Source organism: Devosia sp. Root105 (assembly GCF_001424865.1).
GTDB lineage: Bacteria > Pseudomonadota > Alphaproteobacteria > Rhizobiales > Devosiaceae > Devosia_A.
On the sequence record NZ_LMCR01000001.1, the window covers coordinates 272,337 to 288,357 of the forward strand.

General features: G+C 65.0%; 13 protein-coding genes. 5 read left to right on the forward strand and 8 right to left on the reverse strand.

Annotated elements, in window-relative coordinates:
* Window positions 1-100: 100 nt before the first annotated feature.
* Window positions 101-1,132: an aldo/keto reductase gene (locus ASC68_RS01310; RefSeq protein ID WP_055873590.1), complete on the forward strand. Its 1,032-nt coding sequence runs from the start codon at window positions 101-103 to the stop codon at window positions 1,130-1,132.
* A 215-nt stretch (window positions 1,133-1,347) separates the two neighbouring features.
* On the opposite strand, the gene ASC68_RS01315 is transcribed toward ASC68_RS01310, so the two are convergent.
* A complete protein-coding gene (locus ASC68_RS01315; RefSeq protein ID WP_055873593.1) occupies window positions 1,348-2,409 on the reverse strand; it encodes a LacI family transcriptional regulator in 1,062 nt (353 codons plus the stop codon).
* A gap of 198 nt (window positions 2,410-2,607) precedes the next feature.
* Here ASC68_RS01315 and ASC68_RS01320 point away from each other — a divergent pair, with 198 nt between their 5' ends.
* Both ASC68_RS01320 and ASC68_RS01325 read left to right on the forward strand, forming a co-directional pair.
* The gene (locus tag ASC68_RS01320; protein ID WP_055873596.1) at window positions 2,608-3,174 is read left to right on the forward strand and encodes an ASCH domain-containing protein; all 567 of its coding nucleotides are present in this window, start codon (window positions 2,608-2,610) and stop codon (window positions 3,172-3,174) included.
* Window positions 3,175-3,602: 428 nt separating this feature from the next.
* Window positions 3,603-3,812: a hypothetical protein gene (locus tag ASC68_RS01325; protein ID WP_055873599.1), complete on the forward strand. Its 210-nt coding sequence runs from the start codon at window positions 3,603-3,605 to the stop codon at window positions 3,810-3,812.
* A 189-nt stretch (window positions 3,813-4,001) separates the two neighbouring features.
* Here ASC68_RS01325 and ASC68_RS01330 read toward each other — a convergent pair whose 3' ends face one another.
* The 6 genes from ASC68_RS01330 to ASC68_RS01355 form a co-directional block, all read right to left on the reverse strand.
* Window positions 4,002-5,366 carry an FGGY-family carbohydrate kinase gene (locus ASC68_RS01330; protein WP_055873604.1) on the reverse strand — a complete coding sequence of 455 codons (1,365 nt, stop codon included), beginning with the start codon at window positions 5,364-5,366 and terminating at the stop codon, window positions 4,002-4,004.
* The gene (locus ASC68_RS01335) at window positions 5,363-6,355 is read right to left on the reverse strand and encodes an ABC transporter permease (protein ID WP_055873606.1); all 993 of its coding nucleotides are present in this window, start codon (window positions 6,353-6,355) and stop codon (window positions 5,363-5,365) included. The genes ASC68_RS01330 and ASC68_RS01335 overlap by 4 nt, the downstream gene beginning before the upstream one ends.
* Before the next feature lie 145 nt (window positions 6,356-6,500).
* A complete protein-coding gene (locus tag ASC68_RS01340; RefSeq protein ID WP_244488388.1) occupies window positions 6,501-7,508 on the reverse strand; it encodes an ABC transporter permease in 1,008 nt (335 codons plus the stop codon).
* Complete coding sequence (locus ASC68_RS01345) at window positions 7,505-9,019, reverse strand: sugar ABC transporter ATP-binding protein (protein WP_055873609.1); 1,515 nt, start codon at window positions 9,017-9,019, stop codon at window positions 7,505-7,507. Before ASC68_RS01345 ends, ASC68_RS01340 begins: the two co-directional genes overlap by 4 nt.
* A gap of 224 nt (window positions 9,020-9,243) precedes the next feature.
* Window positions 9,244-10,239 carry a rhamnose ABC transporter substrate-binding protein gene (gene rhaS, locus ASC68_RS01350; protein ID WP_055873612.1) on the reverse strand — a complete coding sequence of 332 codons (996 nt, stop codon included), beginning with the start codon at window positions 10,237-10,239 and terminating at the stop codon, window positions 9,244-9,246.
* A 97-nt stretch (window positions 10,240-10,336) separates the two neighbouring features.
* The gene (locus ASC68_RS01355) at window positions 10,337-11,137 is read right to left on the reverse strand and encodes a DeoR/GlpR family DNA-binding transcription regulator (protein WP_055873616.1); all 801 of its coding nucleotides are present in this window, start codon (window positions 11,135-11,137) and stop codon (window positions 10,337-10,339) included.
* Between the two features lie 170 nt (window positions 11,138-11,307).
* On the opposite strand from ASC68_RS01355, the gene ASC68_RS01360 reads away from it, so the two are divergent.
* Both ASC68_RS01360 and rhaI read left to right on the forward strand, forming a co-directional pair.
* Entirely contained in the window at window positions 11,308-13,407 is a 2,100-nt protein-coding gene (locus ASC68_RS01360) for a bifunctional rhamnulose-1-phosphate aldolase/short-chain dehydrogenase (protein ID WP_055873619.1), read from the forward strand.
* Window positions 13,408-13,573: 166 nt separating this feature from the next.
* Window positions 13,574-14,866, forward strand: a complete 1,293-nt coding sequence (gene rhaI, locus ASC68_RS01365) for an L-rhamnose catabolism isomerase (RefSeq protein ID WP_055873622.1) — start codon at window positions 13,574-13,576, stop codon at window positions 14,864-14,866.
* A 167-nt stretch (window positions 14,867-15,033) separates the two neighbouring features.
* Here the strand turns inward: rhaI and ASC68_RS01370 are convergent, their stop codons facing one another.
* Window positions 15,034-16,011 carry an aldo/keto reductase gene (locus ASC68_RS01370; protein WP_055873624.1) on the reverse strand — a complete coding sequence of 326 codons (978 nt, stop codon included), beginning with the start codon at window positions 16,009-16,011 and terminating at the stop codon, window positions 15,034-15,036.
* Window positions 16,012-16,021 lie beyond the last annotated feature (10 nt).

The following is a 16,021-nucleotide window of genomic DNA, read 5'->3' on the forward strand; positions in this document are numbered from 1 at the left end:
CCAGCCTGATGGCCACCCACCCTTCGATAGTTCGACTCGACCATGACAGCCGCACCGACTATGAAGTCGCTTGAAGCGATTCAATCGATCGAGGGAAATCATGCAGTATCGTAAGCTCGGCAATAGCGGCGCCATCGTCTCATCACAGACCTTGGGCACCATGACGTTCGGGGCCGAGGCGGATGAGGCGACGTCGTTCCAGCTGATGGACGACTATGTGGCGGCGGGCGGCAATTTCCTCGACACCGCCGACGTCTATTCGGCCGGCACATCGGAAGAGATAGTCGGGCGCTGGCTGAAGGCCCGGCCGGAGGCGGCCAAACAGGTGCTGGTCACCACCAAGGCGCGCTTCCCGATGGGCGACGGGCCGAACGATCTGGGGCTGTCGCGCCGTCATCTCAACCAGGCGCTCGACGCCTCGCTGAGCCGGCTCGGGGTTGAACATATCGACCTCTACCAGATGCACGCCTTCGATGCGCTGACCCCGCTGGAGGAGACGCTGAGGTTCCTCGACGACGCCATCCGCAACGGCAAGATCGGCTATTACGGCTTTTCCAACTTCATCGGCTGGCAGCTGACCAAGGCGTCGTGGATCGCCAAGGCCGGCGGTCTCGCGCCGCCGATCACGCTGCAGCCGCACTACAACCTCCTGGTCCGCGATATCGAGCACGAGATCGTACCGGCGGCGCTCGACGCCAATATCGGGCTCCTGCCCTGGTCGCCGCTCGGCGGCGGCTGGCTCACCGGCAAGTACAAGCGCGACCAGATGCCGACGGGTTCAACACGGCTGGGGGAAAACCCCAACCGCGGGCAGGAATCGTATGGACCGCGCAATGAGCAGGAACGGACCTGGCGCGTCATCGCTGCCGTCGAAGCGGTGGCAAAATCGCTCGGTGTCCCGATGGCGCGGGTGGCGCTCGCCTGGCTCGCCGATCGCCCGGCCGTCACTTCGGTGATCCTCGGCGCCCGCACCCGCGAACAGCTCGCCGACAACCTGGCGGCCGCGGGTCTCAAGCTCGATGCCGAGCACACTCAGCAGCTCACCGACGCCAGTGCGCCGGAGGTTGCCGATTATCCGTACGGCAAGGGCGGGGTGAACCAGCGGCACCGGAAGATCGAGGGTGGGCGGTAGGCGCCGGCTAAACCCTGAGCGTGGTGCTACCCCCACCCAGCGACGCTAGTTCGCTTCGCTCACAAGCCTTGCTGCCCTCCCCACAAGGGGGAGGGAGACGCAGGAACCGAGAGCTTGCAGTCGGATCTCCCTCCCCTCAGGGCGCTACCGCGTCCCCTTGTGGGGAGGGATCAAGGGTGGGGGTGGCCACACGCGCTACAGCCAGTCGACGTCCGCTAAAACCAGATCTCCGGCTCATGCAGGATCTGCAATTGCTCGGCCGGTTCGCCATTGATGCGGCGGAGCAGCAGTTCGCCCATCTGCTTGCCGGCCAGCGCCGTGTCCTCGAAGATGGCGTCGACCTTGGGCCGCACCTGGCTGAAGATGCCGGAGGTCTGCTTCACCACCATCTGCACGTCCTTGCCGATCTCGAAGCCGGCATCGGTGATTCCGGCCATGATCGACAGAGCCGCGGCATCGCCGGTGCAGATGAAGCCGTCCGGCGCATCCGGTTCGGCGATCCGCCGCATGGTGGCAAGGCGGATCTGGTCGGCGGTGTTATCGAGCGTCGCGCCATCGATGATTTCGTAGTCGAGCCCAGTCTCGCGGATCGCCGCCATGAAGCCATCGCGCAGGTGGTGGCCGAAGCTGAAGCGGTCGGGCGGCAGGATGATCGTCACCTTGCGGCAGCCCTTGGCCTTGAGCCGCATCACCGCATGGTGGGCGAAGGCATAGTTGTCGTAGTCGACATAGGGGTGGGCCGAGGGGAGAGCCGTGCGGCCATGCGAGACGAAGGGGAAGTTCTCTTCCATCAACAGCTTCGCCCGGTCGTCGTCCGGCTGGGTGCGCGAGAAGATCACTCCGTCCGCTGCCTTGTTACGCAGGATATAGCGGATCGGGTCGATCGGCGCGCCGCCGGTGAACATCGGGGTGATGACCAGATGATAGGGCGTGCCGCGCAACGCCTCGGTCAGCCCCGACACCATCGACTGGCCGAAGCCGAGGATTTCATCATGCGGGTCGAGAATCAGGCTGACCACATGGGTGCGCCCGGTCTTCAGCCTCAGGGCCGTGCGGTCGGGCACATAGCCGACCTCGGCTGCGATCTTCTGCACCCGGACGCGGGTTTCCTCGGACAGCTCCGGGGCGTTGTTGAGGGCCCGCGAAATCGTGGTGATGGCGAGCCCGGTCATTTCGGCAATGGTGCGCAGGGTCGGTTTGCCGCCCGGCTTGCCGGCGGCGCGACGCGGCTGGCGAGCCTTGGCGCGCTTGTTGTCGCGCGTCTCCGTATCGGCCAACGATGTCCTCCCTCGAACGGATGGTGCCTACTCGCGAGGCATTTTGGGTGAGCGGCGATGCTCCCCCAGGATCCGCTCAGGCGTAGCTCAACATGTTATGCAATCGATTTCAAGGCGGGAAGCCCACGCCCCTTATCCGGTTGGCATACTTTCGTAGCAACCGTTGCGTCGAGTGAAACTCCGGGTAGAGTTCGGCCCATGCTGTTCCGCACCAAAGACCTCGAAGCCATTTTTGGCGGCCAGTGCACGCTGGCCTTCCGCCGCTGGAAGAAGCCGACGGTGAAGCCCGGCGGTACGGTACGGACGGCGCTCGGCATGGTCGGCATCGATTCGGTCGAAGCGATCGAGCCGGGCGAAGTCACCGAGGACGAGGCGCGCGCTGCCGGCTACAAGGACCGGGCTGGCGTCATCGCCATGTTCGAGGCGCAGCAGGGCACCTGCTACCGTATTCGCCTCCACCCCGCCGGACCCGACCCGCGCGAGGCGCTGCGCGAAGCCGAACCAGATGCTCTCGAGTTGGAGACGCTGGCAGTCAGGTTGCTGAAGCTCGACAAGGCGGCGCCGGCGCCGTGGACGAAACAGGCACTGCAACTGATCGCCGACCATCCCGGCATCGTCTCCACCACGCTCGCCGAAAGCGCCGGCATAGAGCGAGCCGAGTTCAAGCTCAACATCCGCAAGCTCAAGGCGCTCGGGCTAACCATCAGCCTCGAAGTCGGCTACCGGCTGTCGCCGCGCGGGGAGGCGCTGCTCGCCACGCTCTGAAGTTTTCGTCCGATCGAATCTGCCGGGCAGGAAATTTCGCTTTCATGCTAGCTATTTGGAACGGCTGGGGCTGGCGAAACCGCCGAGGCTCACCTATCTTTCCGCCAGCGTCGACGAAAGCCGGATAGACCTCGGGGCCTCGACGCCGTACAAGTACCCGATGGCGGACTCAGCTTCGCCACACAAAAGCTGCGGGCGACGAGCTAGTCTCGTCCGCATTGGAATCACCCAGGCCATCGGCCGCCGGAAGGAGACGAACATGCACTTCGCTATTCGCACCACTCTCCAAACCGGGCTTATTGGTAAATGGGTAGATCGCTCCAACGGGTGTTACCGACCCAAACGAATGTGACCTCTGTCACCCATTCGTCTCACAGTTCAGGTAACACCCCGGCCGTCCCCAGAGACGTGCCGATGGAGGTCATTCCATGCAGCATGCCCACTTCGAAAAGCCACATAGCGCCAAGCCCATAGCTGTCGATATCGACGGTGAACCAAAGGGCGTCCTGGTCGCGCACGATGCCGGTTTCCGCTTCCTCGCCGTCAAGCTCGACGCGTTCGGAGTGGATGGCCAGGTGTTTGCATCGATCGAAGCCGCCGAGGCGGCCGTCCGCGACGCACTGCGTCCGGAAGCGTGATCCGTGAAGCGCTCGCCGCAGGTGTTGCACCGGCAGTGCCACCGCGCCCCCTCGCCCCTCTGGGGAGAGGGCTGGGGTGAAGGGCGCCAAGCGCACCGGACCATGCGTGAGCAATTGAAGCGCTAACCACTCTTCGGAGTGCTTGGCTACCCCTCACCCTAACCCTCTCCCCAGAGGGGAGAGGGGACGCTAGCCCACCAGCTTTCGCCACGCCGCCGCATACGCGGCCGCCGTAGCATCCCCCTCGACCAGCACCGGCGCATGTCCGTCGGGCCGCGGCCGATCCATTCGCGCCAGCAGCGCCGCGCCGATCGAGGTGCCAGTGGCGCTGCGCTTTACCGGCTCCACCGGCCGCCCGGTCGCCGCCGCCAGCATCCGCAGATAGAGCGCGTTGCCGGCGAATGGTCCCTCGACCACCGTGTGGTTCTCGGCGCCGGTCAGCCTGAGGCATTCGGCTGTCATCATCGCCAGGTAGAACGAGGTCACGACATAGACCTCGTCATCGCCGAGCGTTTCGCGTGGCTGGCTCCACTGTGCCTCTCGCCCGGGGAACGGGCCCGAACCCTGCACCACCGACGGGGTCAGGAGGATCGCCTTGTTCAGTACCCGCTCGATGGTCTCGGCCGAGGGCTCGCGCGGCGTGGTCAGCATCTCGAATTCGCGTCCGCCCATGAAGCGCGCCGACGGCACCGGACGGCCCAGCGCATCGATATTGGCGAGGCAGTCGCGCTTGAGGTCGAGATTGTCGATGTCGCCGCCGGGCGAAGCGACGATCACCCAGGTGCCGGTCGAGACCAGCCCGAATGGCGGATCGCGCTCGAGGATGTGCGGCAGCAGCGAAGCGTTGGAATCGTGGATGCCAGAATAGACCGGCAGCGGGCGTTTGAGCCCCAGTGCCGCCGTCACTTCGGGCAAGGTCACGCCGAGCACGTCGGAGGCCGGCCGCACCTCGGCGAACTTTTCGAGCCACCCCTGTTTCATCACCAGCGACGAATAGAGGTTGGTGGTGAAATCCCACAGGTCAGTGTGGCAGCCGAGCGAGGTGATCTCCTCGGCGGCGACGCCGGTCAGCCGGAACGACCAGTATTGCGGATAGGTCAGGATCCAGCGGGTGCGGGCGAACTCGGCGGGGAAGGCCCGCGCCTGCCAGAACAGCTGCGCTCCGACATTGAGCCCGCCGGGCAGCCGCGGGGTGAAGCTCTCGGAGAAATCCGGACGGGCCCGGTCGTACTCACCCCAGAACTGGTCGGGACCGGCGAACTCGTAATCGAGCACCGGCAGCGACAGTTCGCCATCGGCGTCGAGCAGCGCCGCCGAGGCGCCATGGGTGGTGACGCTGATGGCGTCGAGCGGGAACTCGGCGTTGAGCTCGCGCAGCGCGCCCATGACGAAGTCCCAGAGGCCGTCGATGTCGAAATGCGGATACTTGCCGTCGCGCAGCACAGTATTCGGCCGCTTGCGCACAGCGATCTCGGTGCGGCTGTCGAGATCGACGACCGCCACTTTCGCATTGGACTTGCCAATGTCGATGACCCCGACGGTGCTGACGGTCACTTGCGAACCATCCGGTAGACGATGGGCAGGGCGATCACCACGATGAGCAACAGTCCGATAAAGATCGACATGACGATACCTGGGACATTCAAGAGCCCGAGGCCGAAGGTGACAAGCCCCATGATGAAGGCGGCGATCACCACGCCGACGATCGAACCGGCGCCGCCAAGGATGGAGACGCCACCCAGTACAACCATGGTGATGACCTCGAGTTCCCAGCCCTGGGCGATCGACGGACGGGTGGAGCCGAGGCGGCTGGTCAGCAGCACCGAGGCGATGCCGGCCATCAGCCCGGTCAGACAGAACAGCACGAACTTGACGCGCTCGACGCGGACGCCGGAGAACTGGGCGGCGGTCGCATTGTTGCCGATGACGAAGATGCGGCGGCCGAAGCTCGTCCGGTGCAGCGCCACGTAGTAGATGGCGGCCGCTGCGATAAAGAGCACGAACTCGAACGACACCACCCACCAGACATAGCCCTGGCCGAAAAAGGCGAAGCTTTCGGGGTAGCCCTTGAAGGCCTGGTCGCCCAGGACGATGAAGCTGATGCCGCGGAACAGGCTCATCGTGCCGATGGTGACGACGATCGAAGGCAACCCCAGCCGGGTGACGAGGAAGCCGTTAAAGGCACCGCAGGCGAGCCCCGTGCCGATGCCGATGGCGACAAGCCCCGGCGTATCGATGCCGAACTGCAGCGCAAAGCCCATCGCCGTCGAGGCCAGTGCGATGATTGCCGCGACCGACAGATCGATCTCGCCCGAGATGATCAGCAGCGCCATGGCGAGCGCGATCAGCGCCTTCTCGGTGAAGTTGAAGGTCGCATCGCTGAGCGACCAGGGCGACAGGAAATAGGGCGAAGCCAGCGAGTTGACGATAAAGATCGCCACCGCGACGACGAGCAGCAGACTGGGCCAGCTGAACAGCGCCGAGCGCAGCGGATTGTCGAGCCGATCCGGAACGTGGCGGGTGGTGGGGGTCTGGTCGTTCATTTCAGGAAATCCAAGGGGCCAGCCCCAAACGCGGTGTCATTCCCGCGAAAGCGGGAAACTCTGTTTTCGCGCGCGCCGAGGGTCCGGTAAACGGAGGTTCCCGCTTTCGCGGGAATGACCCGGTGGGTGGCAAGCGAGCAGTGCATCATGCTGCGCCTCCCTCCGCCCGCTTCAGAATGATGCGGCCGGTCTTCTTGCCGGCGCGGGCGTTGAGGATGACGGCGAGGATGATCGCGGCGCCCGAAATGGCCATCTGCCAGAACGGTGAGACACCGATCACCGGCAAAGCCGAGCTGATGACGCCGAGGAACAGCGCCCCGAGCAGTGCACTGCCGACCGTACCGACGCCACCGGCGATCGAGACGCCGCCGATAACGCAGGCGGCGATCACCTGCAGCTCATAGCCCACTGCCGTTTCGGAGGAGGCGATGACGTAACGCGACACCCAGAGGTAGCCGCAGAGCCCGGCGACGAGCCCCGAGATACAGAAGGCGATGAACTTGGTGCGCCCCACATTGATGCCGGCATAGACCGAAGCGGTCGGGTTGACGCCAATGGCGTAGATCGAGCGGCCGATCGGTGTGCGGGTCATCAGCACATAGAATGCGGCGGCAATGAGCACCGCGGACCAGCTGAGCAGCGGCAGGCCGAGCAGTTCAAGGCGGGTGATGGAAATGAAGTCAGGCGTCATCTCGGCGGCGTTCACCCACTGCCCGCCAGCGACCAGAAAGGTGGTGCCGCGATAGATGGTGAGGGTGCCCAGCGTTACGACGATCGCCGGGATATCGAGCTTCCAGACGAGGAAGCCGTTGATGGCGCCGAGCGCCAGCCCGAGCAGCGGCGCCGCGACGATCAGCAGCGGCACCGGGATCCACGGCATGGTGGAATTGAGCAGGGCGATGACCATGCCCGAGAGCGCCACGTTGGCGGCAATCGACAGGTCGATCGAGCGGGTCAGGATCACCACCATCTGGCCGAGCGCCAGGATCATCAGGATGGCGGTGTTGTTGAAGATATCGGCGAGATTGGCCGGAGCGGCAAAGCTCGGGGCGCGGGTGGCGATGGCGCCGATCATCACGGCGATGCCGATGGCGAGCCAGAACTCGCGAAGACGCAGCACGCGCGGCGCGAGCGCAAAGATGTTGCGCATCATGCCGCCACCTCATGGGCGCCGATGGCGCGCTTGACCAGGCCGTCGGCGGTCAGGTCCCGGTTGTCGAGCACGGCGTCGATGCGGCCGGCGCGCATCACCACGACGCGGTCGGACATGCCCATCACTTCGGGCAGTTCGGACGAGACCATGATCACCGCCAGCCCCTCGGCCACCAGTTCCGCCATGAAGGCGTGGACGGCGGCCTTGGAGCCGATATCGATGCCCTTGGTCGGCTCGTCGAGGATGATCACCTTGGGTTGCGTCGCCAGCCACTTGGCGATCACCACCTTCTGCTGGTTGCCGCCCGACAGCGTGCCGGCGTTCTGGCTCAGCGAGGCGGCGCGCAGGTCGAGCCGCTCGGTATACTTTCGGGTCAGCGCAAACTCCTCGGCCATCCGCAGAAAGCCCTGGCGCGACGTCTTCTTGAGCGAGGGCAGCGAGACGTTCTGGACGATCGGCAGGTCGACCACGACGCCCTGCTTGCCGCGCTCCTCGGGCACATAGACGATGCCCGCTGCGATGGCGTCGGCGGGCGAGCCCGGCTGGAACGGCGTGCCGTCGAGCGTCATCGCGCCACGCGAGGTCCGCGTCAGCCCGAAGATCGCCTGCATCACCTCCGATCGGCCGGCGCCGACGAGGCCGTAAAAGCCGAGGATCTCGCCGCGCCTGAGCTCGAAGCCGATATCGTCGAACTCGGTGGGGTGGCTCAGGCCATCGAGCTTCAGCACCGTGTCGCCGATGGCCGGAGCCCGCTGGGGGAAGATGTGATCGACCGAGCGGCCGACCATCATGCGGATAATGTCGTTCTGCGGCGTCTCGCCGATCAGGCCCTTGCCGACCATCTCGCCGTCGCGGAACACGGTGAAGCGGTCGGCGATGCGGTAGATCTCGTCGAACTTGTGGCTGATGAACAGCACGGCCTTGCCGTCCTCCTTCAGCAGCTCGATGAGCACGAACAGGTCCTCGATCTCCTTGTGGGAGAGCGCCGCAGTCGGCTCGTCCATGATCACCACTTCGGCGTCGATCGACATGGCGCGGGCGACCGCGACGAGGTGCTTGTTGGCGATCGACAGGTCGCGCAACCGGGCCTCGGCATCGATGTGGCCGGCGCCCATGTCGGAGAGCACGCGGCGGGCATTGCTGCGCATCAGCGTCCAGTCGATGGTGCCGAAGCGGGTTTTTGGCGCATGGCCCAGGTAGATGTTCTCGGCAACGCTCAGATCGTCGAACAGCACGGTTTCCTGGTGGATGGCGGTGATGCCGAGCTCGAACGCCTTGTGGGCGGAGTTGAGGCTTACCGGCTTGCCGTCGAGCACGATCTCGCCGGCATCGGGCTGGTAGATGCCGGTGAGGACTTTCACCAGCGTCGACTTGCCGGCGCCGTTCTCGCCGATCAGCGCGGTCACCTCTCCCGGATAGAGCTCGAGGCTCACCTCATGCAGCGCCCGCACCCCGGGAAAGGACTTGGTGACGCCGGAAAGGGTGAGCTTGGGTTGGGACATGCTTGTCATTCTACTTGGAAAGGCACCACGTGGCGCCACCACACCAGCTGTCATCCCTGCGAAAGCAGGGACCCAACTCCGCGGCGAGGGCCTTGCCCTCGTCCGCCAGCTGGGTGCGGGCGGTGACATGGGTCCCTGCTTTCGCAGGGATGACAGCCCGTGGGCTGGGTGAGACCGGTGGCCCCAATGTAGAAGCCCGGCGACCAGAGCCGCCGGGCCTATTCATCCTCGGATCAATAGATCTTCGAGAACTCTTCAATGTTCGACTTGTCGAACTGGAACGGCGCGGCCATGGCGGCCGAGTTGGTGTCGTCGAGGGTGATCGAGCCGACGCGGCCGATCGAGATGGTGGCGCCGGGCTTGGCTTCGGCCTTCTTGGTCGCGAGCTGGTAGGCGATCTGCACGGCCGAGTAGCCGAGGTCGATCGGGTTCCACAGCGCCACGGCCTGCGAAGCGCCATTGTCGATGAACTGCTTGAACTCGGACGGGAGCGCCAGGCCAGTGACGTTGATCTTGCCGATCAGGTTGTCATCGGTCACCACCTGCGCGGCGGCAACGACGCCGACGGTGGTCGGGGCGATGATCGCCTTGAGGTTCGGGTAGGAGGCGATCAGGCCCTTGGCTTCGTTGGTGGATTTCACCGAGTCGTCGTCGCCGTAGACGGTGGCGACGAGGTTGATCTTGGGGAACTTCTCGGGCAGCACTTTCTTGGCCGCTTCGATCCAGGCGTTCTGGTTGGTCGCGGTGGAGGAGGCCGACAGGATCGCCACATCGCCGCCATCCGGCAGATAGTCGGCGGCCAGCTTGATGATGGTCTCGCCGATCAGGTTGGTGTCGGACGGGTTAAGGTGCACCGAACGGCCCTCAGGCGCGACGCCCGAATCCCAGCTGATCACGGTGATGCCGCGTTCCATCGCCTTCTTCAGCGCCGGAACCAGTGCATCCGGATCGTTGGCCGAAATCGCGATGGCGTTGACGTTCTGGGCGATCAGCGAGTTGATGATCTCGATCTGGCCTTCGGCGGTCGCCGTGGTCGGGCCGGTATAGATCACCTCGACATCGCCGAGTTCCTTGGCAGCTTCCTGGGCGCCCTTGTTGGCGGCATCGAAAAAGCCGTTGCCGAGCGACTTCACGACGAGCGCGATCTTGGTCTGGGCCATGGCGGCCGGAGCACTCAGCAGCACGGCGGTCAGCGCCGTGGCAGCTGCCAGTTTCTTCAACAGGCTCATTGTATTTCCTCCCTGAGTGGTTCGTGGTCGTTTAGTTGGCGCTCTCGAACCGGAAAGGTCCTGCGACCTTCCTGACAGCGCTTCTATTGCCAGCCGGTCACGCGACCGACTGGGACTTCTGCTCTGCGGCCTCCACCACGGTGAGCATGACGCCCGCCTTTTCCAGCATAGCGCGATCCTCGTCGCGGATGCCGTTATCGGTGATGACTGAGTGGATGCGATCGAGTCCGCACAGAATGAGGCTCGAGCGGCCGGAGAATTTCGAGCTGTCGGCGAGGACGATCAGTTCCTCGGCCTGGTTGATCAGCGCCAGTTCGGACTGCACCACCATCGGATCGGCCTCCATCAGGCCGTGCGCGCCCAGACCCTGGCAGCCGATGAACATGCGCTTGGCATAAAAGTGCGAGGCGACCACGCCGCCGAACGGCGACAGGATGACGTTCTGCTCGCGATAGATGGTGCCGCCGGGGATGACCACCGAATTGCGAGAATTGTGGATCAGGAACTCGGCAATGCCAAAGCTGTTGGTGAACACCGAAAGCCGGCGGCCGGTCAGGTAGTGCACCATCTGGTAGGTGGTGGTGCCGCCATTGATGATGATCGGCTCACCATCCTTGCAGAGCTCGGCGGCGGCGCGGGCGATGGCACGCTTCTGGGCGATATTGATGGTTTCGTTGACCGAGAACGGCCGACCCATCAGCCCGCCCTGCTCGGGCGGATTGATCGCCTCGGCGCCGCCGCGCACCCGGCGCAGGCGGCCTTCGACATGCAGCGCGGCGATATCGCGGCGGATCGTCGCCTCGGACGTGCCGGTGATCTCGACCAGCTCGGCGACAGTCGCCAGCGGCCGCGCCTGGACAGCGGCAAGGATCACCCTGTGGCGTTCGGTTTCGTGCATTTGCTCTCCCTGGATCGACTCATTTTCACCAAAATCTGTCAGTGTCAATCAGATCATGCAACTTTCGTGGCGATGCTGACGGTTTCTGATGGTTTCTGATTGACAGCGGCAAGCTACGGGAGCTAGTCCCGTGCTCAATAACTGCCATACATCTCTACGGGAGGGGTCCAATGTCCAGCACCGCGCCAGCGCGCCTTCAAAACCTTTGGGACGACGCCAAGGCGGCCGGCATGAACGAGCCCGAACGGCTGGTCTACCGCTCCAATATCCTCGGCTCGGACAAGCGCGTTACCAACTATGGCGGCGGCAATACCTCGTCGAAGATCTTCCAGAAGGACCCGCTGAGCGGGCAAGACGTCGAAGTGCTGTGGGTGAAGGGCTCGGGCGGCGACTCGGCCTCGATCAAGCTCGACGGTTTCGCCACGCTCTATATGGATAAGCTGCGCGCGTTGAAGGGCCTCTATCGCGGCCTCGCGCATGAAGACGAGATGGTCGGCTACCTGCCGCACGCGACGTTCAACCTCAACCCGCGCGCCGCCTCGATCGATACGCCGCTGCACGCCTATGTGCCGCACGCCTTCGTCGACCACATGCATCCTGACGCCATCATCGCCATTGCGGCGAGCAGGGATTCGAAGGCGCTGACCCAGGAAATCTTCGGCGACGAGATCGGCTGGCTGCCGTGGAAGCGGCCGGGGTTCGAACTCGGGCTGTGGCTGGAAAAGTTCTGCCTCGACAACCCCGGGGCCAAGGGCGTGATCCTCGAGAGCCACGGGCTCTTCACCTGGGGCGACACCCCCCGGGAGTGCTACGAGCAGACCATCAACACCATCAACAAGGCGATCGCCTGGTTTGAGGTGAAGACCGCCGGCAAGCCGGCCTTTGGCGGGCAGGCGGTGGCGCCGCTGCCGGCCGAGGAGCGCCGGGCCATCGCGGCGCGGCTGATGCCGAAAATCCGCGGGTTGATCTCCAACGAATTCAAGATGCTCGGGCATTTCGACGACAGCGCCGCGGTGCTGGAGTTCGTCGGATCGCGCGACTTGCGGCCGCTGGCGGCATTGGGCACCTCCTGCCCCGACCATTTCCTGCGCACCAAGATCCGGCCGCTGGTGATCGATTTCGATCCGACCAAGCCCGATATCAACGCCGTGGTTGCCGGCCTCGAACAGGCGACGGCGGATTACCGCGCCGACTACGCGGGCTACTACAACCGGTGCAAGCACCCGGACAGCCCCGCCATCCGCGACGCCAATGCGGTGGTCTACCTGATGCCGGGCGTCGGCATGTTCACCTTCGCCAAGGACAAGGCGACCGCCCGCATTTCGGGTGAGTTCTACGTCAACGCCATCAACGTGATGCGTGGCTCGTCGGCGGTCTCCATCTACCAGGGCCTCCCGGAGCAGGAGGCCTTCGACATCGAGTACTGGCTGCTCGAGGAAGCCAAGCTCCTGCGCATGCCGAAGCCGAAATCACTGGCCGGCCACATCGCGCTGGTCACCGGCGGGGCCGGCGGCATCGGCAAGGCCACGGCAGTGCGGCTGTTGCGCGAAGGTGCCTGTGTCGTGCTCGCCGACATCGACGAAGCGGCGCTCGCCTCGGCCAATGAGGAACTGGGCAAGGCGTTCGGCAAGGACGTGGTCCGGCCGGTCAACCTCAACGTCACCAGCGAAGCGGCGGTCATTTCGGGCTTCGCCGAAACCGCGGTGGAGTTTGGCGGCATCGATATCCTCGTTTCCAATGCCGGGCTCGCCAGTTCCGCACCGATCGAGGAGACGACGCTCGAGCTCTGGAACAAGAACATGGACATCCTGTCGACGGGCTATTTCCTCGTCAGCCGGGAAGCCTTCCGGATGTTCCGCGCGCAGAAGATCGGCGGCAACGTGGTGTTCGTGGCATCGAAGAACGGCCTCGCCGCTTCGCCCAACGCCGCGGCCTACTGCACCGCCAAGGCCGCCGAAATCCACCTCGCCCGCTGCCTGGCGCTGGAAGGCGCGGCCGAGCAGATCCGCGTCAACGTGGTGAACCCGGATGCAGTGCTGCGCGGCTCGAAGATCTGGGCCGGCGAGTGGCTGGAACAGCGCGCCTCGACTTACAAGACCGACAAGGAGGGGCTCGAGGAAATGTATCGCCAGCGCTCCATGCTGAAGCTGAGCGTCTTCCCCGAGGACATCGCCGAGGCGATCTACTTCTTCGCCTCCGACATGTCGGCCAAATCCACCGGCAACATCATCAACGTCGACGCGGGCAACGCGCAGTCGTTCACACGGTAACAGCCTAGCGGGGGGCGCCCCTCACCCCGACCCTCTCCCCAGAGGGGCGAGGGGGCGATGGGGCCGCGCGTTCGACGGCTGAAGTAACGAAGGCCGGCGCCACATGGTCCCCTCGCCCCTCTGGGGAGAGGGACAGGGTGAGGGGCGCCAAGGGAGGAGAACTCGAATGACCGACCAACTCATCGACCAGTCCGTGGTCGACCAGACCAACGAGGCCAACCGCAAGGCGTTGGATGCCGACTACGCGCATCTGGGCGAGCAACTCAGCCGGCGCGGCATCGACATCGACGCCATCCTGAAGAAAGTTTCGGCCTATACCGTTGCCGTCCCCTCCTGGGGTGTCGGCACCGGCGGGACGCGCTTTGCGAAGTTCCCCGGTACCGGCGAGCCGCGCGACATCTTCGACAAGCTCGAGGATTGCTCGGTGATCAACCAGTTGACCCGCGCCACGCCGAACGTGTCGCTGCATATTCCGTGGGACAAGGCCGATCCGAACCGGCTGAAGCAGGCGGCGAGCCGCTTCGGGCTGGGGTTCGATGCGATGAACTCCAACACCTTCTCGGACGCGCCGGGCCAGCAGCACTCCTACCGTTTCGGCTCGCTCGCCAACTACGCCAAAGAGACGCGCCAGCAGGCGATCGAGCACAATCTCGAATGCATCGAGATCGGCCAGACCATCGGCTCGAAAGCGCTGACCGTGTGGATCGGCGACGGCTCGAACTTCCCCGGCCAGGTCAATTTCACCAAGGTGTTCGAGTACTACCTCGATGCGATGAAGGCGATCTATGCCGACCTTCCCGCCGACTGGAAGCTCTTCACCGAGCACAAGATGTATGAGCCGGCGTTCTATTCGACGGTGGTGCAGGACTGGGGCACCAACTACCTGATCGCCACCGAACTCGGTGACAAGGCGCAGTGCCTCGTCGACCTCGGGCACCATGCGCCCAACGTCAATATCGAGATGATCGTCGCCCGGCTGATCCAGTTCAAGAAGCTGGGCGGCTTCCATTTCAACGACAGCAAATATGGCGACGACGACCTCGATACCGGCTCGATCGACCCGTACCGGCTGTTCCTGGTGTTCAACGAGCTGGTCGATGCCGAGCTCCGCAAGGCCGACGGGTTCGAGCCGGCCCATATGCTGGACCAGAGCCACAACGTCACCGACCCGATCGAGTCGCTGATCCGCTCGGCCAATGAGGTGCGGCGCGCCTATGCGCTGGCGCTGCTGGTCGACCGCAAGGCGCTCGAGGGCTACCAGCAGTCGGACGACGCACTGATGGCGTCGGAAACGCTGAAGCTGGCGTTCCGCACCGATGTGGAACCGATCCTCGCCAAGGCCCGGCTCGACGCCAACGGCGCCATCGACCCGATCGCCGCCTACCGCAAGGCCGGCTACCGCCAGCGCGTCGCGGCGGTGCGTCCGGCTGTGGCGGCGGGTGGTGGCGGGATCGTCTAGCTGACATCTCCGGGCCGGCGCGAGCTGACCCCCACCCCTGTCCTCTCCCCCTAAACAAGGGGAGGGAGACGCTCTCACCAGCGCCAGTGTTTTGGTCTCCCTCCCCCTGTTTGAGGGGGAGGGGACAGGGGTGGGGGTCAGCCCGCACCGGCCAGGAGATTGCGCGACTAAGCAGGCACCTCCCGCAACGCCAGCGCCTCGATCGCGGCGTGCTGCTCCGGCTCGAGCGGGCCCGCGCGCTCGGCATCCAGCGCATCCGACAGTTCGTCGCGGTTCTTCACGCCCAGCACCAGCGTCTCGACGCCGGCCATCCCCAACGCGTAGCGATAGGCGATGATTGCCGGGTCCTCGCCCCATTTGGCGCAGAGGGCGCGGTACGGCGCGGCGAGCCGGAAATCCTCGGTGTCGCGATCATGCAGCGACTTACGGTCGAAGTTGCGGGTCAGCGCCCCGGCCTGCACCGCACGGATCGCCATCACCCCGACGCCGTTGAGATGCGCCGCGGCGATGATTTCGCGGGCTCGAGAGGGCGTCGAGAAGCTGATCAGCCCACCCGGACTGTCGAGCAGGTTCGCCACTGCCTGCACGGCGTGCGGGCGCGGCGCCAGGGTCAGCGCGTCGAGAATGGTCGCCGGCACGCTCACCCCGGTTATCCCCCAGCCGCCGATCAGCCCGTCGCGCTGCAATTGCTGGAACGCCGGCACCACCGCATCGCGATAGCTCGACCAGGTGCTGGCGATTTCGCTGCGCCGCTCGTTCTCCAAGGGATAAACGAAATCATCGGGGCAGATCTGGTTGTGGAGGAAGAACAGGTCGACCTGTTCGAGCCGCATCGCCCTGAGGCTCTGTTCCAGCGAGGCGCGGAGGCGGCGGCAGACCTGCTCGTCGGGCAGCGTGCCGATGCCGCATTTGGTGGTGACCTTGACGCCGCTGGGCAGGCGCCCCGCGAAGGCTTCGCCAATCAGCGCCTCGCACACCTTGTAGCCGGGCGCCGCGTCGATCACGTCGATGCCTTGCTCGACCGCCATGTGCAACGTGGCGATGCCCTCGTCGCGGCTGGTCTCGCCCCAGACCTGGCCGATGCCACCACCGCCGAGCGTCAGGCAACTGACCTCGCCGACGCTACCGAACTGTCGCTTTTCCATCTGCAGCCTC

What these genes read in the sequence shown, in the direction of transcription:
- ASC68_RS01310 (WP_055873590.1), top strand. Translation starts at nt 101, where the DNA reads ATGCAGTATCGTAAGCTCGGCAATAGCGGCGCCATCGTCTCATCACAG.
- ASC68_RS01320 (WP_055873596.1), top strand. Translation starts at nt 2,608, where the DNA reads ATGCTGTTCCGCACCAAAGACCTCGAAGCCATTTTTGGCGGCCAGTGC.
- ASC68_RS01325 (WP_055873599.1), top strand. Translation starts at nt 3,603, where the DNA reads ATGCAGCATGCCCACTTCGAAAAGCCACATAGCGCCAAGCCCATAGCT.
- ASC68_RS01335 (WP_055873606.1), bottom strand. Translation starts at nt 6,355, where the DNA reads ATGAACGACCAGACCCCCACCACCCGCCACGTTCCGGATCGGCTCGAC.
- ASC68_RS01340 (WP_244488388.1), bottom strand. Translation starts at nt 7,508, where the DNA reads ATGATGCGCAACATCTTTGCGCTCGCGCCGCGCGTGCTGCGTCTTCGC.
- ASC68_RS01345 (WP_055873609.1), bottom strand. Translation starts at nt 9,019, where the DNA reads ATGACAAGCATGTCCCAACCCAAGCTCACCCTTTCCGGCGTCACCAAG.
- rhaS (WP_055873612.1), bottom strand. Translation starts at nt 10,239, where the DNA reads ATGAGCCTGTTGAAGAAACTGGCAGCTGCCACGGCGCTGACCGCCGTG.
- ASC68_RS01355 (WP_055873616.1), bottom strand. Translation starts at nt 11,137, where the DNA reads ATGCACGAAACCGAACGCCACAGGGTGATCCTTGCCGCTGTCCAGGCG.
- ASC68_RS01360 (WP_055873619.1), top strand. Translation starts at nt 11,308, where the DNA reads ATGTCCAGCACCGCGCCAGCGCGCCTTCAAAACCTTTGGGACGACGCC.
- rhaI (WP_055873622.1), top strand. Translation starts at nt 13,574, where the DNA reads ATGACCGACCAACTCATCGACCAGTCCGTGGTCGACCAGACCAACGAG.
- ASC68_RS01370 (WP_055873624.1), bottom strand. Translation starts at nt 16,011, where the DNA reads ATGGAAAAGCGACAGTTCGGTAGCGTCGGCGAGGTCAGTTGCCTGACG.